The following is a 20,810-nucleotide window of genomic DNA, read 5'->3' on the forward strand; positions in this document are numbered from 1 at the left end:
GCGCCGGTTCCGGGCCGGGACAAAGGGTGGGGTGGGTACCTCTGCCCTGGCCGGATTCCCCGCATATGAGAATTATTGTTCCCAATATGAGAAATGTTTTTATCTAAATGAGAAACATATGTTACATTGTGAAATCATGAGAATGAAGACATATTATGCGGTGGTCGGCTGCGTCATCGCGGCCGAGATCCTGTGTCTCGGGATCGCGATAACCACGGGCAATCCGGTCATCCCGGCGTTGCTCATCCTCGCCGGAATTGCAGTCGTATGGTTCGCAAAACGGAAAGTAACGGACGTGATGAGCGATGACCTGTCCGACACGATCTACGGCAAGGCAGCCCTCAATGCCCTCATCGTGACCATCATTGTTGCCGCTATCCTGTACGCGGGGGCCATGACCTGGTACTTCAACTCCGGATATGGCGGGGGATTCCATACGTTCCCGAACGGCTCGGTGAGCGTCGGATTCGCAACGGAGGCGCCGTTCAGGCAGGGAGATACCTGGAATTACTACCTCATCCCCGACCCGGCGAACATGACCGGGGAGGATTTCTGGGGCCTCGACCTGCTCTTCAAGAACGGCCACCAGGCCCGTGAATTCCCCCTGGTATTCGGGATCGGCATGGGCTTCATTGTCCTCCTCCTCACCGCCCTCTATGCGGCATTTTCTTATTACTATACCCGGAAATATGAGGAATAGCGAGCGATGAAGAACAAAATCAAGGTCTACCGGGCCATGCACGACATGACGCAGGAGGAGCTTGCCGAGCTCCTGCACGTCACCCGCAGGACGATCAACTCCATCGAGCGGGAGAAGTACAACCCGTCCATTGAGGTCGCGTTCCGGATTGCCCGGCTCTTCAATGTCCCCGTCGAGGAGATCTTCAGCCTCGACGAAGGGGAATAACGCCTTTTTCCCCGGGAGACTCCTTGCCTGCCCTCCTGCAGCCCGATCATGTACCCGTACTGCGAGTACACGTTCCGGACCAGCTCCATGGCCTTCGGGTTGCCCCAGTCCTGCATCCATTCCGAGACCAGCGATTCGGTCATGATGGGGATAACGCCGGCCCACCTTCAGGCAGGCCGGTCCCGGTTACAGGCCGGTCTTCCGCCACGCCCCGTCCGGTACCACAATCTCGAACCGCACGCCCTTCCCCGGCTCACCGTTCTCCACAATGGAGATACCGGTGATCGCAAGGATCTCGCGGGAGAGGAAGAGCCCAAGGCCGGTGTGCTTCCCGAATCCTTTCCGGAAGAGTTTCTGCTTGTCGGCCTCGCTCACGCCCACCCCATTGTCCCGGTAGATGATCACAAGCTCCTCACCGGTTTCCTCTGCGGAGAATTGCGCGGTGGTTACCCGCTCCCCGTGCCGGAGCGAGTTCTCCATGAGGTTGAAGAAGACCTTGACGATCAGCGGATCGGCGAATATCTCAATGCCATCTACCGCTACCTGCACATCGACGCCAGCAGGGCAGAGCTGGGTGAGCGCCTCGTTCATGACCGCGCCGGCATCCTGCCACCGGGGCTCATTGACCCCGATATCCTCGTAGTATTTCGTGAACTCGATCTGCCGCTGGATGGCCTCCGCCGCCTGGTCCTCTTTTGTGATAAACGCCTCGTACTTCGTGCCTTTGAGGTCCTCTTTCGAGAGTTCCAGGTATGCCCGGAGTCCCATGATCTGGTTGAGGATGTCATGGCGGGTGATGGAGGAGAGCATGTTCAGTTTTTTAAGGGCACTTTTTAAGGCCTCCTCCGCTTTCTTCCGTTTCGAGATGTCCCGGATTATTCCCTCGGTCCCGGCATATCCCCCCACTTCGTCCGTCTGCAACCGGACCGTAAGGGATACCCAGAACGCCGAACCATCGGATTTTTTGAATTCCGCCTCCCAGTCCTGCACAGCACCGTTTCGCGCCTTCAATGCATCGAGGAGCTCTTCGCGTTTCTGCGGATCTTTCCACAGGGACGTTATTGGCAATCCGATCAGGTCCTGTACCGATCCGTACCCGAATACCTTCACTGCCGAGGGGCTTGCCATGACGATCGTATTCTCCCTGCTGACCCGGAAGAAGACGTCCTGGATATTCTCGATCACGGTACGGTACCGTTCCTCGCTCTTGCGGAGCGCTGCTTCCATCTTTTTCCGCTCTGTGATATCATGGAGGATGTGGACACTCCCGGCAACCGTACCGTCAGGATCGCGGATGGGTGAGACGGTCAGGAAGAAATCGCCATGGAGGTTCTCTTCATGGATATCGACCGAATGGCTATGGCCATCTGTGAGAAGGAGCCGGTGCGGGCAGAGCCCGTGGGGAACTGCGGTATGGTGGACTACATCATGGCACTGGAGCCCGACCGCCTCTGCCGTTGAAATGCCCAGACGATCGGCCATTGCCCTGTTTACCCGGGCGATCCGGAACTGGTTGTCGATGATCGCTATCATATCCGGGACGGCATCGAACGTGCGTTCCCATTGCTCCTTCTCCATCAGGATCGCTTTCTGGAACCGCTGCCGCTCGGTAATATCATGGGCGATCTCCGAGATCCCGATGATCTCCCCCCGGTTGTTCCGGATCGGGGAAAGGGAGAGGGAGATCTGGATGTGCGTGCCGTCTTTTGTTATCCGTTCGGTCTCGAAGCGCTCAACAACATCTCCCTGCCGGATCCTCTCCATCAGGTGGCGCTTTTCCTCCTGCCGATCCGGGGGAATGATCCTGAATAATGAATGCCCTGCAATCTCCTCCGCGGTGTACCCGTAGAGCATTTCAGCGCCCCGGTTCCAGTCCGTAACGATACCGTCGAACGTCTCACTGATGATTGCATCTCCGGAAGACCGCACCACCGATACCAGGCGCCGGCACATCTGGGTGTCGTGGTGCATCCGGCCGCTGATATTCGAGACAACTGCGGCGATGATGACAAAGACCGCCGAGCGTGCAATCGCAGAAACCATTTCCGCGTTTGTCGGTGCGACGACCGTGAACGCCAGTGCGCAATAGCACAGGGACAGGCCAAGGGTAAAGAGAATCCCGCGCTTCGGGTAATAATAGGCGGTCAGGATGATGGGGAAGTACAACAGGTGGGGGAGAACGTACGAGATGCCATGGGTAAGCCCGAACACGTTCAGGAGAAGAAATGCTAGGGAACTGATGACGATCAGGGCGGGAACCAGGTAGGGCCTCTTCCCGAGATCATCAAAGAATAAAAAATCCATTCTCCGGCATCCCGCTTTTACCATCAGTAATTCCTGTAACAATTTAAAGATTGGCGCGGGAACTGAGGCGGGATGATCACCCTCGCGGAGGTTCCTCGAGAGCCGGATACTCATCAGGGGCCCTTACCTTTACTGATTGGGAGAGCTAAGGATGAGCCCCCCTCCCGGGCAGATGGAAAGGGGCGTTCTTTACCCATATCGATCGATCCATCACGAGAAAATAGTTAATAATACGTTACAAATCCAACTAAGCACTACGAGACCATCCTTCAATATATCCAGTATTTTTGGTGAGATGATATGAGCGACAATATGTACCTGGACCAGCAGCCGATGGCAGCGGTGACCTTTGCGGAGAACCCGGAACCCCGCTGCCCCTGCCTCCTGCTGCTCGACACGTCGGGATCGATGGCCGGCGAGGCAATAGCGGAACTCAATGCCGGTATCAAATCATTTTATGCCGAACTCCAGAGCGACTCCCTTGCGATAAAGCGGGTCGAAGTTGCCCTGATGACCTTTGGGCCTGTCCGGGTCATCAGCGAATTCAACACCGCGGAATGCGTCTTTGACCCGGAGCTCGTGGCCGAGGGAGATACCCCCATCGGCGAGGCGATCCGGAAGGGGATCGAGCTGATCCGTGCACGGAAAGAGCAGTACCGGGCAAACGGCATCTCGTTCTACCGCCCGTGGATCTTCCTGATCACCGACGGCGCACCGACCGACGAGTGGCAGAGCGCCGCAGCCCTCGTCCGCGAGGGCGAGGCTAGTAAAAACTTTGCTTTCTTTACGATTGGCGTCAACAAGGCGGACATGAAAGTCTTAAAGCAGATCTCGGTCCGCGAGCCCGTGAAACTCCAGGGCCTCAAATTCCGCGAGTTCTTCCAGTGGCTCTCCAACTCCATGAAGTCCGCGTCCCGCTCCAACCCCGGGGACCGCATCCAGCTGGCTCCCCCGCTCGGCTGGAGCGAGATATGAGCTGGAAGGTTGCCGCATCGTCTGTCACGGGAAGTTCGCACGCAAACCGGGGGGAGAGCGGGCAGGACTTCTGCCGTGCAGGCTCCATCCGGATTGCCGACAGTGAGTACTTTATCGGCCTTGTTGCCGATGGCGCCGGGAGCACGACCGATGGCGGCAGGGGGGCGGAGATCGCCTGCGATACCCTGCACGCATCCATCCTCGACACTCTCCGTCAGGATGGCAGCATTGCCGCGATCACCGACGACATGATCCGCACATGGGTCACCGCTGCCCGGGAAGCGATTTCTGCAGAAGCACAGGGAAAGGGAAAGCGGATCCGTGACTATGCCTGCACGCTCCTCGGGGCAGCAGCAGGCGACAGCCATGCGCTCTTCTTCCAGATCGGCGATGGCGCCATCGTGATCCGCGTGGACAGCGCATACCAGACCGTCTTCTGGCCCGAACAGGGGGAGTACGCCAACACCACCTTCTTCCTCTCCGACGAGACCTACCGGGACACTCTCAGCATCCGGCACCGCGACGGTTCGCCGGATGAGATCGCTCTCTTCTCTGACGGCCTCCAGAACCTCGCCCTCTCCTTTGCGCAGAAGCAGGCCCATGCCGGGTTTTTCCAGCCGCTCTTTGCTGCCCTCCGGAACGATCCGGCATCAGGCTTCTCCGACTTTGCCGGGCAGCTTGAGCGCTTCCTCCTCCGGGACGATGTCTCGGCACGGAGCGACGACGACAAGACCCTTGTCCTTGCCGTGCAGGGATAATCCATGACAACAACCGCTTCCCGATCCCCGTTCTATGACAGCCGCGGCAGCCCGGTCCGCCTCGGCAGGCGCATCGGGAGCGGGGGCGAAGGGGACGTGTATGAACTGCTCTCCTCCCCCACTACGACGGTTGCCAAGATCTACAAAAAGCCGCTCGAAGAGCACAAGCAGGAGAAACTCCGGCTGATGGCCCGGGGCTGTAACGACGAGCTGGAGGCGATCTCGGCCTGGCCCACCGACGTGCTCTCCTCCCGGCCCGGCGGCCCGGTGGTCGGCTTCATCATGCCGAGGATCTCGGACGCGGAACCGGTCCACAAGGTGTACGGGCCCACCCACCGCAAGGAGACCTTCCCCCACGCCGACTGGCGCTTCCTGGTCCGGGCGGCAAAGAACCTTGCAGCCGCGTTCTGCGTCATCCACAAATACGGCTACGTTATCGGGGATGTCAACGAGGGGAACATTCTCGTCAACGACACGGCCTGTGTCCGGCTCATCGATTGCGACTCGTTCCAGGTGCGGTCAGGAGGCCGGACCTATTACTGCGAGGTAGGCGTTGCGCACTTCACCCCGCCGGAGCTCCAGAAGACGGACACCTACCGGCTCGAACGGACCGCCAACCAGGACAACTTCGGGCTTGCCGTCCTGATCTTCCAGCTCCTCTTTTTGGGGAGGCACCCGTATGCCGGCGTCTATTCCGGGAAAGAGGACATGCCTATCGAAAAAGCCATCGCCGAGTTCCGGTTCCCGTACGGCAGGAATGCCCGGGCGCGCCTGATGGCTCCGCCGCCCAACTCCGTGGGGCTCGCGGTTGTCCCGGACACGATTGCCTCGCTCTTCGAGCAGGCCTTTGCCGATGGGGGGATGCGGGATGGCGGCCGGCCGACCGCGGAGGAGTGGTGGGACGCCCTCGACCCCTTCGAGAGCAGGCTCCGCCGGTGCGGCACGGACGGCGTCCATTACTATTATGCCGGCCTCTCGTCCTGCCCGTGGTGCCGGCTTGAAGCAGCATCCGGTGTCCTGCTCTTCCTCTCGGCAGACAGCATAACGAAGATCGACCTCCGGCGCGAGATGCAGAAAATCGAGGCGATACCTTCACCGGGTGCGCTGCCGGCTGTTACGCCCGGCATGTATTACGTGCAGCCTGCGCCCCTCGCACCAGCGGTCCGCCAGTCGCTGCAGTTCCGCAAGTTCCGTCAGCTGACCGGCATTACCCTGGCGGTTGCCTGCCTCATCCTTGCCATCGGCGAACTGGTCACCGATCCGCTCGTGATCCTCCTGATCGGCCTTGTTGCCATCGCTCTCTTCTTTGTGCCCGGCAGAGAGGAGACGGAGCGGAAGAAGCGCTGGTCCCATCTCGAGACGGCGGAATACATGTGGCGGCTCTGGAGCAAAAAATGGACCGACGAGGCCGGCGACGCAGCATTTTCCGCGCAGCTTGCCCGGATCCGGGAACTCCGTCAGGCCTACGAACGGATCGACCGGGAGTTCCAGCGGGGCGTCATGGCACTCGAAAAGACCGTGCGCGACGAGCAGATCAGCGGATTTTTAGAGCGGTACGCGATCGCGTCGGGCAGCCTCACGCGGATCAGTCCCACCCAGATGGCGGCCCTGACTGCCGCGGGGATTGTGACTGCCGCTGACGTGACGCCCGGCAAACTCCGGCGCGTTCCGCTTCTCGATCCAAAGGTCTCCGGTGAGCTGATCTCCTGGCGGGAGCGGCTGGAGAAGGCATTCCTGTTCGATCCCGGAAAAGGCGGGAGCCGGTCCGGGATCCGGGCGCTCGTCCACAAGTACCAGCCGCAGATGCGGCCGGTCGAGGCGGAGCTGGTGCAGGGGGTCCACCGGCTTGCACGAATCCAGCAGGACGTATTCAAAAAACGGGTCAGCCTCCGGGCCCCGGTCGAGAAACGGGCTAAGGAGCTCGCCCAGGCACGGGCAGACTACCGCCCCTTCGAGAGCGACATCGAGGAGGCGATCCGCCGGGATATCGAGACGCTCATCCAGCGTATCGTTGCCCGGTAACCGTCGGAGTCTGCACCCCCTTATCAGGCATTTCCGATAAACGCAAAGTCGATGTACCCTTTGTACGGGTCGGTCCCGAGCAGTTTCACCCGCACTTTCTGGCCCACGCGAAGGCCCCGCTCTTTCTCGATGACGCGGCCCTCCGCGGGGGGAGCAAGGAGCCGGACATAGGTCCCTTTCATGGACGCACCGGTCACGAGAGCGGGGAAAACCTCGCCGATCCGGTTGCGCAGGAGCACGGCGGCGGCAGCCTTGCGCATGAACCGCTCCGCCTTCTTGGACTGCTTCTCCTGGTCGGTCAGCCACTGGCAGATCTCCTCGAGTTCCCGAGGGGTGTACGGGACTTCCTGCCGGTCGATCACGGACTTGATGAGCCGCTGGATGACGAGATCGGCATAGCGCCGGTTGGGTGCCGTGCCGTGCGTGTAATCCATGACCGCAAGCGCGAAGTGACCAATCGGGGTGCTGTTGGGCAGGAGCATGGCATATTCCCCTGGCCCCATCAGTTTGACGACCGTCAGCGAAAGGTCCGGAAAGCGCTCCGGGTCCTTCTCCCGCTGCCGGTCTAAGAACCGGGCAAGGGCTTTGACATCGGGCTGGTCCGGCAGGTCTTCGCCAAGCGCTGCGGCGACAAGCACGATCCCGTCCCAGTGCTTGGGTACCCGGACGATCCGCTCGATCCGGGGGACCCCCGCTGCCGAGAGGAACGCCATCATGGTCCGGTTTGCAGCAACCATGAACTCCTCGATGAGCGACCGGGCCGCGTTCTTCTCCACGAGGAGCAGGTCCCTGACCTCGCCCTTCTCGTACACCGCCTGCGCCTCGATCGTTTCAAGGTCAAGGGAGCCCTGCCCGGTCCGCTTCTGCCGCAGGCGCACCGCCGCCTCGTTCTGGAGCCGGATCTGGTCAGCGAGCCCGGGGATGATGCTGACATTGTCGGGCTCGGGAACGTTCCCCTCAAGCCAGGCACCGACCTGCTCGTACACCAGTTTTGCCTTGTTCTCGACCAGCGCACGGCCAACCGTGCCGTACCGGATGTTCCCGTCCGGGAGGACCCAGTAGTCCACGACCATCGCAAGACAGTCCTTCCCCGGCAGGAGGGAGGTGATCCCTGCCGAGAGTTTCAGGGGAAGCATGGGGAACGTTGCCACGTCGAGGTAAATCGAGGCGCCGTTGAGGGCGGCATGCCGGTCGGTCCGGGAGTTCTTCGGGACACGGCTGTCGACATCGGCGATGGCGACCTGCACGTGGATCTCGCCGTTGGTCTCCTTCTCGCAGTACTCCAGCTGGTCAAGGTCCATGGAGTCGAAGTTGTCAATGGATGACCAGAGGAGGGCACGCAGGTCTTTTGTGGAATGCCGTGGCCATTTCTGGTCACCTTCCTCCATGTTGCCGACCTCCCGCATCACGGTATTGGAAAACTGTGGCCTAAAACCGTACTTCTTCATGGCATCCCAGGCAATCGCCTCCATGTCAACTGCCGGGGCACCGCGTCGTGTTCGTGGCTTTCTGGTCATGGTTCGTGATCAAGACAGTGTGTCAGCTCTTCTCCCATATGTCCTGATCGGACCGGGCAAGGGGATCCAAGGGCTGGGTGGAATGCCGGTTTTTCGTGTTGTTTCTTCCAATGAACTGCCGGCAGGTTTACGGATGATTGGGTTGGGGCCAGCAAATCTGAAAGTAAATTTTTTAAACATTTTCTCCGTTGAAATCCTTTGAAGTAATGATGGGGGCTGATGCCCCCATATCCCTATCAAGATGCTTGCCGCCGCCGATTCAAAGAACCTGATGGTTCTTCTCGACTTCGTGGTTCTGATGAACCACTCAATCCCCAAAGGGCGAGTCGAAGTTATCACTTCTCCACAGCCAGCGGCTGTCCCCGTGGCGGCTTCAAATTCTTTTTTTTGAAAACAACCTTTGTCGGAGTATCCCTTTCAGGTAATACAGAGGCATCGCCTGCGCCCCCGCCCCCACGGGGATGTTGAGGGTCTTCAGACCCGAGACACGAGAAGAACCTGCAAGGTTCTTCGAGTCAGGGCTTTCGAAGAACGCATCCGCATTCTTCTCATCCTCCTGATTTTTCAAACCAGTCGGAGGCGCAAGGGGGGTAATCGAAGGAGGAAATAGGTATTCTTCAGAGCAAAAAACGGACGGCATCAACGGTTATTTGCCCGTCGGTGCACTTGGTATCTGTTCAGGAATAAAAGAGAGGGGCTGATTCATCCTCCAGTCGTGCGGCTCTGAAAATATCAGGAAAAACGGGATGAAAAAATCTCCGTTCTATCCCGCTCGGACTCACATCTTCGACTGGTCTCTCGGGAGTGCCGTGCCGCGGGCTGCCGGGCCTTTTGCACCAAGGCCGAGCATCGGGTCGCGTTTTTTCTTCTTCTGGCTGTCCCCCTCCGATGCCGAAACTTTAGAGAGATGACAGTCGACCGGGTCCTTGTTCCCGGGGCAGGTTTTTGCCGAGAACTCCGTACAGTCGCTGCAGGCCGGCACCTGGGTTGGCAGCAGCGAGGGGAAGTGGCTCTTCCAGAGGGTCGCGCCGATTTTGCCCTGTTCGAGGAATCGCTGGATATGCCGCGCCGTGTACTTCATGTGCAGATCATTGGTCGTTGACGCAGATATTCCCTTCTTTCCCCCAGGAGTATGTGTCCTGGCGGGCAATCTCTCTGAGGAAGGCCATGCCGTACTTCTCCCGCTTCACCGCCCCGATGCCAAAGATTGTCGAGAGGCCCGCCATGCCGGACGGCCGGCGGGAAGCGAGCTCCTGCAGGGTCCGGTCAGGAAAGATAACATACGGGGGCACGCGGTTTTCTTCGGCAATCTCCCGGCGCAGGGCTTTTAAGCGCTGGAAGAGGTCTTCGCTGCCATGCACCGGCACCACCGCCGGCGAAGCACGGCGCCGTACCGCGGCGTCTTCCGGCGCCGGAAGCATCACGCGGCAACGGTTCCTTACGATCTCATCGGTCCGGGTTGTGCACCCGATCACGGGATACTGCTCACCGGCGCGGGAAAGGAATCCCTGCCGTACCATCTCCTGGATCCAGGTGCGGTACTGCGCCTTACTGTACTTCTTCCCGGTCCCATACGCAGGGAGAGAGGTGAGATTGTACTGCCGGGCCTTCTCGTTTTTAGAGCCCCTCAGGACATCGGCGATCAGGTCGATGCCGAAACTCCGGGGGAGTTGTTTTACGCAGCCTGCGATCAGCTTTGCCGCATCCGTGCAGTCCGTCATCTCGGGGGGGTGATCGCAGGTATCGCACGAGCCGCAGTTTTCCTCCGGGTAATCCTCGCCAAAGTAGGTGAGCAGGAACTTCCGGCGGCAGCCTGTCGTCTCGCAGTACTCTTGCATGTCGCGGAGTTTTGCGAGGGAGACTTTCAGGTGCTGTCCGCCGGAATCGCCCTGTTCGAGCAGGGAGCGGATCCTCGCGTAATCGCCCCGGCTGTACAGGAGGACGCACTCGCTGTACTGGCCGTCACGGCCGGCCCTGCCCGTCTCCTGGTAATACCCTTCGAGAGTCTTTGGCAGGTCATAGTGAATGACGAACCGCACGTCCGGCTTGTCGATTCCCATGCCGAAAGCCACCGTGGCGCAGACCACCTGCACCCGGTCGCGGATAAAGGACTCCTGCACCCGCTCCCGCTCCTGCCGGGAAAGCCCGGCATGGTATGCGGCTGCAGAAAAGCCCCGCTGCTGAAGGTCCCCGGCAACGGTCTCGGTCTCGCTGCGCGACAGGCAGTACACGATCCCTGACTCCTCGCGGTGCTGCCCGAGGTAATCGGCAAGGAATACCAGTGGGTTCTTCTTGGGAACAACGCGGTACCGGAGGTTCTTCCGGTTGAAACTGCCCGTGAATTCCCGGGCACATTCCATCTTCAGCTGCTGCCGTATGTCCCGTCGGACCCCGGGGATTGCGGTTGCGGTCAGGGCAATGAGGGGGATGCCGGGGAATACCTCTTTGATCCGGGCAAGCTGCCGGTACTCGGGCCGGAAGTTGTGGCCCCATTCGGAGATGCAGTGGGCCTCGTCGATCGCGATAAGCCGTACGCGGGCAGTGGCAAGCGACGAGAGGAAGCCCGGCTGCAGGCATTTCTCCGGTGAGATGAAGAGGAGCCGGAGGTTCGCGTCGGAGATCCCCCCTGTGATCCGGGCACGCTCCTTCTGGTCGAGGCTGCTGTTCCAGGCAGCTGCCGGAATCCCCCGGGCCTGCAGGTCGTCAACCTGGTCCTTCATCAGGGAGATGAGGGGGGAGATGACCAGCGTGAGGCCGCCCAGGTACAGGGCGGGAAGCTGGTAGCAAAGCGACTTTCCGCCGCCGGTCGCCAGGATCGCGAGCGTATCGTTGCCGGAAAGAACGGAGCCGATGATCTCTTCCTGGAGCGGCAAAAACGAGGGTGAGCCCCAGTATTGCCGGAGAAGGTCGTGTATCGTTGCCATGGGAACCTGGAAATCCCCGAACGGGTCAGGAGACGTTTTTTAGAGGTTTCGACCGGAATCAGGGAAAAACCTTTGGTGCGGGACGCGCAAGTGCACAGCCCGAAAAAGGGCTGGAGGCGGGACGGTTGCCGCTGGAACCACAGGTTTTATCCCGCTGCCCCGAAAATCCACTAAGGAGTATCATGACCAGAAAATGCAGTTCCTGTGGTATCCCGGCACCTGACGGAGAATCACGGTTCTGTAACCGGTGCGGGGCCGCGATCGTGGATGAACCGGAACCGCAGTTCCCGGTCTGCGGGACCTGTGGCGCACAGGTGGCCGATCCCCTGGCGCAGTTCTGTGACAAGTGCGGGGGGCCGATGAAAAAATCCCTGGCCTGCCCGACATGCGGGAACCCGGCAATCGACGAAAACTCGAAGTTCTGCACCCGGTGCGGGACAACGTTTGCAAAGCCGGGGACCTGTGCGTCCTGCGGCTTTGTCAATCCTGAAAACGCCGGCTTCTGTAACCGGTGCGGGGCAGCACTGAAGACAGCCGCCGCCCCACCCGCAGCGGCACCGGCCTCGCCTGCCCCGTCCGTGGTCCTCACCCCGAAGCGCTCTCCCCTCCCAATAGTGGAGGAGCCCCCGGCGGCCGACTGGGACCCCTGGTCCGACAGCCCCGGCGAACAGGAAACCCCGGCGCCCGCCCCGCAGATCCGGGTCCCGCAGAAGAAATACTCCCACCTCCCCCTGATAGCCGATGAACTGAAGGATTACAAGAAATCCGCTGCGGGTCTTGACGACTTCCCGGCACCTGCTGAACCGGCATCCCGCAGGAAGGGCGGCCTCAACTTCCTGAAAAAGTAGGCGGGGCCGGTGAGGCCCCCCTCATCCAGACCCGAAAACGTATAACCGCTCAGGGTACACGAATTAGTATTCCCCGCGGTGATAGTGCATGAAGTCTGCAATTCCCATTCTGATTCTGTTCCTTGCAGCGTCCTGCCTCGCATTTCCTGCCGCCGCTGAGGTCTACTACAGCGCCAGCACCCCCCAGATCATCACGAAGGGCGACACGTTTGTCGTCAGCGGCATCGGTGCGAAAAACAGCACGGTTGCCCTCTGGATCATCGGGAGGGAGTACTTCGATGTCAGGACCGTGACCCCTGACCGGTACGGCAACTTTTCCCTCGTGTACAAACCGACCGACACCATGAAGTTCCAGAACGGGCAGTATGCCGTGGTGCTTCAGGACCCCGGGCAATCGCGTTCCTTTGAGATCGGGCCCGGCAGGGATACCGGGGGCAACCTGACGGTCATGAACCGGGGCAAGATCATCTTCCGCCTCGGCCGGATGGAAGACCTCCCGGGCAATGTCCAGCGGGAGGCTGAGGCACTTGCATCCTCGGCCCGGCTGGAGGGGGTAGATGACATCTTCCTTGTCCGGTATTTCTCTGTCGAAAAACCATCCATCTACTTCGACGGGATCATCCCAGCCTCGGACTCGCGCCTTCCGGACACAACAACCGGCGAGAAGATCGTCATTTCCGGCACCACGAACCTGCGGGGCGATGATGCGATCCATGCTGTTATCTCCGATGCCGGGTCCGGTACGGCGATTACCACCAAAGACATTGCCATCCTCCCCGGCAGCAGCCTGAACAGGTGGTCGTACGTTCTGGAAGAGCCCGGCCTCGAACCGGGGAAGTATCGCATCACCCTGTCCAGCGCGGCAATGGGGGGCGAAAAGAGCGCCATGGCATACGTGACGGTCAAAAACGCGGACGGCAGGGCACCCACCCACCAGCCCCCGGTACCGCTGCCGCCCAGTGAGGCTTCCCTTCCGGACTGGCTCGACAAACTCCTGATTCTCGGTATCATCTTTGTCGGTGCCGTCATTGTCTATACCCTTACAAAAGAGTGAGGGGGCAAAGGAAGAGGGGCGGACCCTCATCAAAAAAACAGGATTACGAGAAGTATTCCACGATATTTTTGAAGATCTGCATGTTGGGCGATTCTTTTGGCACCGGCCTTCCCTCGCGCCGGGCCTGCTCTTTTACCAGCGGCCAGTCGTAGAGGTTGTAAAACTCCATGGCCCGTTCGGGATGCGGCATCATGCCGAGCACTTTCCTGTCGGCTGAGGTGATGCCGGCAATATCCCCGAGCGCCCCGTTGGGATTGTACGGGTATTCACCGTTTGCCGGGCTCATGTCCTCGCGGCAGTAGGTGAACGCCACCATCTTCTTCTGTTTGATCTTTTTGAGTGTCTCTGCTGAACAGGAGAAGTTTCCCTCACCATGGGAGACCGGGCACCAGATGCGCTCGATCCCCTTTGTCCAGTGGCTTTCGTGTTCCGGCTTCAGGGTGACGAACCGGCACTCAAGCCTTCCGCCGCGGTTTGGCATGAGGGCAATCTCGCGTCCATAACTCCGGTCAAACGCGGGAACCAGGCCGAGGTTTGCCAGGATCTGGAACCCGTTGCAGATGCCAAGCACCAGATTGTCGCCATCCAGGAACTCCTGGAGTTCGTCCCAGAGGTTGTTTCTCACCCGGTTTGCATAGGCATTGCCGGCACCGGTGTCGTCGCCATACGAGAATCCGCCCGGGAAGACGAGAAGCCGGTAGTCAGAGAGCCGCTGCTCCCCCGCGATCAGGTCGTTAATGTGGACGATGTCGGAGGCCATGCCGGCCCGGGCCAGCGCCTCCTGCGTCTCCATCTCGGAGTTGATCCCGTACCCGCTCATGATAAGAGCCTTCTCGGGGATCATCTTGCGGGCTGCGGGCGCCTTCGCTGCCACAACGGGCCTTTTGATGTTCCTCTTTGCTGCTGCCATTGTCAGTACCCCCCGAATGGTGCCTTGTAGGCCTTCTCCAGGTCATCGACGCCGACATCGAGCAGCAGGACGCGGCCGCTGATCCGCAGGCGGCTGCCGCCGGTCCGGCCGACCAGCACGGCATCCGCACCCAGCGCCTGCTCAAATGCCCGCTTGTGGTCGGGCGCAACCGTAACAACAAACCGGGAGAGCGATTCAGAGAAGAGGAAATAATCGGGCCGCATGCGATCCGGGACCGGGAGCGTGAGATCCATGCCAAGCTTTCCGGCAACCGCGACCTTTGCGAGCGCAACGCCAAGACCCCCGTGGCTGACCGGAAACGCCGAGGCCACGAGCTCGTGGGCAATCGCAGAGGCAAGGCGGGCGTAGCGTTCCTTTGCCGCACCTGCGTCCAGCACCGGCACGGTGTTGCCGGGGCTGCCAAGGTAGGCAAAGTACTCGGACCCGCCCAGCTCCTCCCTTGTTTGCCCCACGATATACACGAGGTCGCCTGCAATCTTTGCGTCCAGCGAGACCGCCTTTGCCGCATCCGGGTGGACGCCGATGGACGAGATGAGGAGCGTGGGCGGGACCGAGACCTTCACGGGATTGTTGTCCGCGTCGAACCCCGAGAAGTCGTTGAACATGGAATCCTTGCCGGAGATGAACGGTGTCGAAAATGCCTTCGCGAAGTCATAACAGCCCTTTGCCGCGAGTTTCAGCTGCCCGAGGCGCTCCGGATCGTCCGATGAACACCAACAGAAGTTGTCGAGGATCGCGATCGTATCCGGGGGAATGCCCATCGCGACAAGGCCGCGGATAGCGGTGTCGATACCGGCACCGGCCATCTGGTAGGGATCGATCTCGGAATACGAAGGGAAGAGGGCCTGCGAGAGCCCCACCGCCTTCTTCGAGTTCAGGACCACCTTTGTCAGGGTCGCGACTGACTGGACCCGGCCCTTCCCCTGGACCGGGCCGAGCACGTGGCCGCCCTGCACGGTATGGTCGTACTGGACGGTGATGAACTCCGTTGAGCAGATGTTCTTCTGCTTCATCATCAGGAGAAGGATTGCATCGAGCCGGCCGGGACAGGGGACGACCGGCTCCGGGTTCGCTTTCCTTTCAAAGCGTGTCGTTAACTGTTTCTTCGGGAGGCCGTCATGGAGGAAGTCAAGCCCGATGTCCATCACGGTCCTGCCCCCGCACTCCACCACGCACCGGCCGGAATCGGTGAATTCACCGATCACAGTTGCTTCCACGTCACGGCGGTCCATCAGGTCCATGAATGCCCCGAGGTTATCAGGGGGCACGGCAAGCGTCATTCTCTCCTGCGACTCGGAGATCCAGACCTCCCATGGCGCCATGCCGTGGTACTTCAGCGGGACCCGGTCGAGGTGAACGTGGCAGCCGTTGCACTCCTTTGCCATCTCGGCAACCGAGCAGGAGAGCCCCCCGGCCCCGTTGTCCGTGATGCTCCGGTACAGCCCAAGGTCCCTGGCCTCCTTCACGATCACGTCAGAGAACTTCTTCTGGGTGATCGGGTCGCCGATCTGCACTGCGGTGACCGGGCTCTTCGAATCGAGCGCCTCCGAAGAGAACGTGGCCCCGTGGATCCCGTCCTTTCCGACGCGGCCGCCGACCATCACGATGAGGTCGCCCTTGTGCGCTGTCTTCTCGTGCAGCTTCCGCCCGCCCGTTTCCCGGGGCAGGATCCCGACGGTCCCGGCGAATACGAGCGGTTTTCCCGCGTACCGGTTGTCGAACCAGCAGAAGCCCTGCGGCGTCGGGATGCCCGAGCAGTTCCCCCCAACCCCCACGCCCCGCACAACCCCTTCGAGGATCTGCCGGGGAGAGAGGACCGGGTTTGATGCGTCCTTCCCGCGGAAGAGGGAGGGGCCGGTCTCCGGGTCGCCGACGCAGAAACCATAGATGTTGATGCAGGGCTTTGCCCCGAGGCCGAATCCGATGGTGTCGCGGTTCACTCCCACGATGCCGGTGAGGGCCCCGCCGAACGGGTCGAGGGCGGAGGGCGAGTTGTGGGTCTCGACCTTGTGCGTGACAATGAACTCGTCGTCGAAGACGATCGCGCCGGAATTGTCGGAGAAGACCGAGACGCAGATGTCCTTCTCCCCCGCTGCCTCGCGGATCTCGTTCGTTGCTGCCTGGATGTAGGTTTTGTACAGCCCGCGGGGCACGTCATCGTCCATGGAGGACGCAAAGATCGTGTGCTTGCAGTGCTCGCTCCAGGTCTGGGCAAGCGACTCGAGTTCCACATCGGTCGGTTTTCTCCCAAGCGTGCGGAAATGATCGCGGATGGTATGGAGCTGCGCAAGGTCAAGGGCGAGCGGCCCCCGGCGCTGGCCGGTCTGCGGGTCTAAAATCCCTTCTTTTCCCAGTTTCATGAGTTCTGCGTCGCTGATCTCAAGATCTACCGGTTCGGCGGTGGAGAGTTCATGGAGCTCGACGGCGGGGACGACCCGGTCCATTCCCTTCTGCCCGTACTCCTGCCGGGTGCGGATATAGACCCGGTTGACCAGCGGGTTTGCAAGCGTTGCGGCAAGCTTCTCAAGTGCCGGCCGCGGCATCTGGCCCCGCACGAAATAGAGCTGCGAGGAGTACACCGCTTCCCCCTCAACAAATTTCATCGCGAGGAAGTCCTCGATGGTCTGCCGGGCGGTCGTGCCCACATTATCGGTAACGCCCGGGAGGAACCCGACCTCGATGGCATAATCGAAGAGCGGCAGGGTAGCTTCATCCACCGTATACTCCTGCACCACCGGGTTGACCAGCTGCTGCGCAACCTGTACAAGCTCGTCCCGGGTGAAGTCGCGGGAACGGGTTACGATCGTATAGACATCGGCAAGGTGCAGCTCGTCGACCGGAAAACCGAGCGAACGGACACGGTCCGTCCGGGTCTTCAGCCGGGGGTCTTTGGTGAAGTGAACTTCTATGCGGTGGACAAAAGAAGCCATGTATACAGGGTTTGCTGCACAAGGAGAAAATAGATATCGAAGGGGGCAGGAAGCCGTTCAGCGCGGGGGACGGCGCCCAAAGAAGAGATGGTAGATCCCGGCTGCCACGAGCGGGGAGAGGACGGCTCCGGCAAGGACAACAACGCTGCCCCAGGAATAATTGTGCCGGCCGATGATCTCGACAAGAACGATCATAACTGCGTAAATCGCCCCGAGAAGGAGCGCAAGGAACTTCCCCAGCGCCAGCGGGTCTTTCGGCCGGGCAAGGGGGAAATAGGCCAGCATGAGGAGGAAGAGGAAGAAGGCGTAGGTGAACGGGATGAGGGAGGGGGCGACAAAATACGGCTGGACCCGGCTGAATATCCCGCTCATCACGAAGACGAGCAGGAGGAGGACGGCATCTTTTCCTGAGAGCGGGTACCAGTGCATGGCGATCAGGGGGTTTGTTGGACCCGCATCATGATGAGGCTTTGCAGGACCTACCGGAACCGGTCATCGGACCGGTGGGTCTCGGCATTGCAGGCAACGTTCTCGAACCACCCGCAGCGGGAGCCGGGGTACGCATCGAAGGCCGGGACGTACGGCTTGATGTCAAGCAGCGGCGTGCCGTCCAGCACATCGATATCTTCGACCGTCAGTGTCCCGCCCTTCACTTCGATGAGGCGGACGGTCGATAAGCCGATGGCATTCGGGCGCTTTGGCGACCGGGTGGCAAAGACGCCACGGGGCGTGGTGTCAAGGAAGGGCCTGACAACCAGCTGGTGCCCGTTACACTGGTGGAATGCATAGATCAGGATGATACGCTCAAACCCGTCGAGATCCCGGAGGCCCCCCGCAAAGGAGGGGAATACCTCGACAGTGCCCCGTGTGCCCCGGGCACCGTTCGGCTGGATGGGCATGCCCGCGATATCGGCGAACGGCGAGTGGATCGTTCCAACCGGGGTGAGCGTGATCGACGGGGCAGAATCGGGCGGGGATTGCATGAAGAGATTTCAGGCGGTTCAGGGAAAAACGTATGGATGCGGGAGGGGCACGGTGCCGGTCATTTCATGGCCATGATCGCATCGCGTTTCATCGCAATGGCAAGCGCAGCCCGGGTGTCGGCAACGGTCGAGCGGAACTCGCGGTTCAGGTCTTTTATCACGACATTGGTGGACTGGAGCGCCTCCGAAGACTTGTTCATGAGGGCCCCCTGGATGTTGGGGCGCTGTGCATCGATCTGCAGCGAGATGTTCCGGATGAGTGTCGTGTTGGCACCCTGTTTCCCCAGATCTGCGATGATCCGTTTCCGGTCTGTTGATTCCCGGTTGAAGAGCACGAGCCGCGAGGACTCGCTTTTGAGCCAGAGGGCGCCATCCGGGCTGTCGGCATTCCTGACTGCGCTTGCATTTGCCATGCTGCGGATACAGGCCTGCATCCGGGTCGCGCTCCCGTTGAAGAGCAGCATCTGCGCCTGCGTCTCATCGGAGAACTCCCGGGCAGAGGCGCCGAGACTGTCACGGGCCTTCCCGATCTCGGCTGAGGTCTGCATCAGGGGGATGGTCGAGGCCGTGACCAGATAGTCGTCCCGGATCTGCCGGAGGCGATAGGCACCGGTGCCGTTGCTGATGATCTCGATGTACCGGATGATGCCGTTCATGCGGGTGTCCTGGTCGCAGGCAACGTACGCGATATGGGTCTTTTCCAGAAGAATCGCTTCGGGCCGGTCAGCATGGTCGGGGGCGGTACTTCTGGGGATCGTGTCCGGGTCAACTGCTGCTGACACGGACGGTGCGATGAGCATCAGGAGCACAACAACAATGCCTGCCCTGAACGCCATCTTCGGAATTGAAAAAACCACGCTCTCTCCACCTCAATAAAGAAACGAATGCTCTCTTCAGAAGTGGGGGAGGTGCTTAATAATATTGGCAGGATGGCGGGGGTTATTCGTATAACCATGCGGTTCAATCGAATAGAAATACCCGGATAACTCCAGGATGTATCTGCCTCCCCCAAAGCAGGCCAAAAAAAGAGCGAAACGCTAAACCTCACGCTGACAAACCAGTAGTAAGGAGGGCATTGTGGCAGGAACTGTTTTTTTCCGTGATGACCGGTCCATGATCATCAACGAGGACCTTTTTGCCACCCGGACAATCGCGAACGAGAGCATCGATCTCGTGGTAACATCGCCGCCCTACAACGTGGACATCCCGTACAACTCCCACGATGACCGGGGCACGTATGACGAGTATCTTTCCTTCTCGGCCCGATGGATGAAACGGTGCCACGGGTGGCTGAGACGCGACGGGCGCTTCTGCTTGAACATCCCGCTCGACAAGAACAAGGGAGGCCACCAGAGCGTGGGGGCAGATCTCACGGCCATTGCAAAGGAGGCCGGCTTCTCGTACCACTCCACCATCGTCTGGAATGAGGGGAACATCTCGCGCCGGACCGCGTGGGGGTCGTGGATGAGCGCTTCGGCCCCGCACGTGATCGCGCCGGTGGAACTGATCGTGGTATTCTACAAGGACAGCTGGAAGAAGACCAGCGGCTCGCGAAAATCCGATATCACGCGGGACGAGTTCATGGCCTGGACCAACGGCCTCTGGACATTCAACGGCGAGAGCAAGAAGAAGATCGGGCACCCGGCGCCGTTCCCGGTCGAGCTCCCGCTGCGATGCATGAAGCTCTTCACGTTTGTCGGGGATACCGTGCTCGACCCGTTCATGGGGAGCGGGAGCACGCTCGTTGCCGCGGCCCTCTGCGGGCGGAGAGGGATCGGTATCGAGATCGACAGGGGATACTGCGCCATCGCACAGAACCGCCTCGCGGGTGCAGGAACCCCGGCCCTGGAGGAGTGAGCCATCCGGCCGACTGGTGAACAACGCATGCCTGCCCCGTGGACCGCGTACATCGATATGGAATTTGCCGGCATCCGCGGCACCCGGCAGGGGATGCAGATCCCTATCGAGATCGGGGTTGTCCTGCACGAGCCGGTCTCCGACAGCATCTCGTTTGCCGGCAGGGACTTCTGCCACGATGTCGAGGTCGAGCTCTGGAAAAATGTCACCAACCACATCGGGAAACGGGTGGACGGGTTCAGGCGGGTCTTCAACCTCAGCCGGCCCGGCGAGACGCTGCCGGAGGAAAAATACCGTCTTGACGCAGAGGGGACACGCCGTGCAAGAAAGGCCATTGCCGGCGCCCATGCCGATATCCGGGCCTTCATGCAGGCGCTGAATGCAAAAGATATCGACACCCTGGTCTTCTTTGCACGGCGCCGCGAGATGGAGACATTCCAGCGTGCCCGGGTCAATACCGGCGGGTTTGTCATCCGGGACCTCCAGAGCGAGATCCGGCACCGGTATTCCTTGAAAGAGGATGTTTCCCTTGACCGCATGTCCCTTGTCATCGGGTTTGCCCTGAATGGCAGGACGCTTTCCTCACAGCATTTCTCCTACAAGATCCCGGACCGGTTCCGGTATATCATAAAACCCCACAAGGCTGTCGGGGATGCGGCCCGGATGCTGCTCGTGGCGCAGGAGTTCCGCCACTATCCTGACGCATTCGAGGCGGGAGTAAAAGATCACATCCAGGACTATGAAGCGCAGAAAAACCATGGGGATGACCTGCAAACCGGCTGAAAAACCCGTTTTTTGGC

Annotated in this window: 19 protein-coding genes; 10 read left to right on the forward strand and 9 right to left on the reverse strand. The window is 60.4% G+C overall.

From position 1 onward, the window contains the following. The first annotated feature begins 136 nt into the window (after nt 1-136). Both METFOR_RS13655 and METFOR_RS13660 read left to right on the forward strand, forming a co-directional pair. Nucleotides 137-700 carry a DUF2178 domain-containing protein gene (locus METFOR_RS13655; RefSeq protein WP_048111011.1) on the forward strand — a complete coding sequence of 188 codons (564 nt, stop codon included), beginning with the start codon at nt 137-139 and terminating at the stop codon, nt 698-700. Between the two features lie 6 nt (nt 701-706). Next, nucleotides 707-907 (forward strand): helix-turn-helix transcriptional regulator, encoded by a 201-nt coding sequence (locus METFOR_RS13660; protein WP_015286748.1) that lies wholly within the window; start codon nt 707-709, stop codon nt 905-907. 186 nt (nt 908-1,093) lie between these two features. Here the strand turns inward: METFOR_RS13660 and METFOR_RS14740 are convergent, their stop codons facing one another. Further along, on the reverse strand, nt 1,094-3,211 hold the full coding sequence (locus METFOR_RS14740) for a PAS domain-containing protein (protein WP_052310805.1): 2,118 nt from the start codon (nt 3,209-3,211) through the stop codon (nt 1,094-1,096). 300 nt (nt 3,212-3,511) lie between these two features. On the opposite strand from METFOR_RS14740, the gene METFOR_RS13670 reads away from it, so the two are divergent. From METFOR_RS13670 to METFOR_RS13680, 3 genes are read left to right on the forward strand one after another with little or no spacing between them, the layout of a single operon-like run. Then, nucleotides 3,512-4,186 carry a vWA domain-containing protein gene (locus METFOR_RS13670; protein WP_015286750.1) on the forward strand — a complete coding sequence of 225 codons (675 nt, stop codon included), beginning with the start codon at nt 3,512-3,514 and terminating at the stop codon, nt 4,184-4,186. Beyond that, nucleotides 4,183-4,944: a PP2C family serine/threonine-protein phosphatase gene (locus METFOR_RS13675; RefSeq protein ID WP_015286751.1), complete on the forward strand. Its 762-nt coding sequence runs from the start codon at nt 4,183-4,185 to the stop codon at nt 4,942-4,944. Before METFOR_RS13670 ends, METFOR_RS13675 begins: the two co-directional genes overlap by 4 nt. Before the next feature lie 3 nt (nt 4,945-4,947). Then, nucleotides 4,948-6,966, forward strand: coding sequence for a helix-hairpin-helix domain-containing protein (locus tag METFOR_RS13680; protein WP_015286752.1), 2,019 nt, complete (start codon nt 4,948-4,950; stop codon nt 6,964-6,966). Nucleotides 6,967-6,989: 23 nt separating this feature from the next. Here METFOR_RS13680 and METFOR_RS13685 read toward each other — a convergent pair whose 3' ends face one another. Then, on the reverse strand, nt 6,990-8,438 hold the full coding sequence (locus METFOR_RS13685) for an RNB domain-containing ribonuclease (RefSeq protein ID WP_015286753.1): 1,449 nt from the start codon (nt 8,436-8,438) through the stop codon (nt 6,990-6,992). Between METFOR_RS13685 and METFOR_RS15865 the strand changes: the two genes are divergently transcribed. Beyond that, on the forward strand, nt 8,437-8,685 hold the full coding sequence (locus tag METFOR_RS15865) for a hypothetical protein (protein WP_048111012.1): 249 nt from the start codon (nt 8,437-8,439) through the stop codon (nt 8,683-8,685). The two genes, METFOR_RS13685 and METFOR_RS15865, sit on opposite strands and share 2 nt — an antisense overlap. Before the next feature lie 576 nt (nt 8,686-9,261). On the opposite strand, the gene METFOR_RS13700 is transcribed toward METFOR_RS15865, so the two are convergent. Further along, on the reverse strand, nt 9,262-9,564 hold the full coding sequence (locus METFOR_RS13700; RefSeq protein ID WP_015286754.1) for a hypothetical protein: 303 nt from the start codon (nt 9,562-9,564) through the stop codon (nt 9,262-9,264). A 7-nt stretch (nt 9,565-9,571) separates the two neighbouring features. Next, the gene (recQ, locus tag METFOR_RS13705) at nt 9,572-11,407 is read right to left on the reverse strand and encodes a DNA helicase RecQ (protein WP_015286755.1); all 1,836 of its coding nucleotides are present in this window, start codon (nt 11,405-11,407) and stop codon (nt 9,572-9,574) included. A gap of 182 nt (nt 11,408-11,589) precedes the next feature. Between recQ and METFOR_RS13710 the strand changes: the two genes are divergently transcribed. Next, nucleotides 11,590-12,255, forward strand: coding sequence for a zinc ribbon domain-containing protein (locus METFOR_RS13710; protein WP_015286756.1), 666 nt, complete (start codon nt 11,590-11,592; stop codon nt 12,253-12,255). Between the two features lie 88 nt (nt 12,256-12,343). After that, the gene (locus tag METFOR_RS13715; protein ID WP_015286757.1) at nt 12,344-13,309 is read left to right on the forward strand and encodes a hypothetical protein; all 966 of its coding nucleotides are present in this window, start codon (nt 12,344-12,346) and stop codon (nt 13,307-13,309) included. Nucleotides 13,310-13,352: 43 nt separating this feature from the next. On the opposite strand, the gene METFOR_RS13720 is transcribed toward METFOR_RS13715, so the two are convergent. Genes METFOR_RS13720 through METFOR_RS13740 form a run of 5 tightly spaced genes read right to left on the reverse strand, consistent with a single transcriptional unit; the run spans nt 13,353 to nt 19,010 of the window. Beyond that, nucleotides 13,353-14,219: a phosphoribosylformylglycinamidine synthase subunit PurQ gene (locus METFOR_RS13720; protein WP_015286758.1), complete on the reverse strand. Its 867-nt coding sequence runs from the start codon at nt 14,217-14,219 to the stop codon at nt 13,353-13,355. 2 nt (nt 14,220-14,221) lie between these two features. Next, the gene (locus METFOR_RS13725; RefSeq protein ID WP_015286759.1) at nt 14,222-17,170 is read right to left on the reverse strand and encodes a phosphoribosylformylglycinamidine synthase subunit PurL; all 2,949 of its coding nucleotides are present in this window, start codon (nt 17,168-17,170) and stop codon (nt 14,222-14,224) included. Nucleotides 17,171-17,227: 57 nt separating this feature from the next. Continuing rightward, nucleotides 17,228-17,599, reverse strand: a complete 372-nt coding sequence (locus METFOR_RS13730; protein ID WP_015286760.1) for a hypothetical protein — start codon at nt 17,597-17,599, stop codon at nt 17,228-17,230. A gap of 50 nt (nt 17,600-17,649) precedes the next feature. Continuing rightward, a complete protein-coding gene (gene tsaA, locus METFOR_RS13735) occupies nt 17,650-18,153 on the reverse strand; it encodes a tRNA (N6-threonylcarbamoyladenosine(37)-N6)-methyltransferase TrmO (protein WP_015286761.1) in 504 nt (167 codons plus the stop codon). A 59-nt stretch (nt 18,154-18,212) separates the two neighbouring features. Then, nucleotides 18,213-19,010 carry a hypothetical protein gene (locus METFOR_RS13740; protein ID WP_015286762.1) on the reverse strand — a complete coding sequence of 266 codons (798 nt, stop codon included), beginning with the start codon at nt 19,008-19,010 and terminating at the stop codon, nt 18,213-18,215. A 220-nt stretch (nt 19,011-19,230) separates the two neighbouring features. On the opposite strand from METFOR_RS13740, the gene METFOR_RS13745 reads away from it, so the two are divergent. Further along, entirely contained in the window at nt 19,231-20,010 is a 780-nt protein-coding gene (locus tag METFOR_RS13745; RefSeq protein ID WP_015286763.1) for a DNA-methyltransferase, read from the forward strand. Nucleotides 20,011-20,037: 27 nt separating this feature from the next. Then, nucleotides 20,038-20,793: a hypothetical protein gene (locus METFOR_RS13750; RefSeq protein ID WP_015286764.1), complete on the forward strand. Its 756-nt coding sequence runs from the start codon at nt 20,038-20,040 to the stop codon at nt 20,791-20,793. The last annotated feature ends 17 nt before the right edge of the window (nt 20,794-20,810 follow it).

This window comes from Methanoregula formicica SMSP (genome assembly GCF_000327485.1).
GTDB classification, from domain to species: Archaea; Halobacteriota; Methanomicrobia; order Methanomicrobiales; family Methanospirillaceae; genus Methanoregula; species Methanoregula formicica.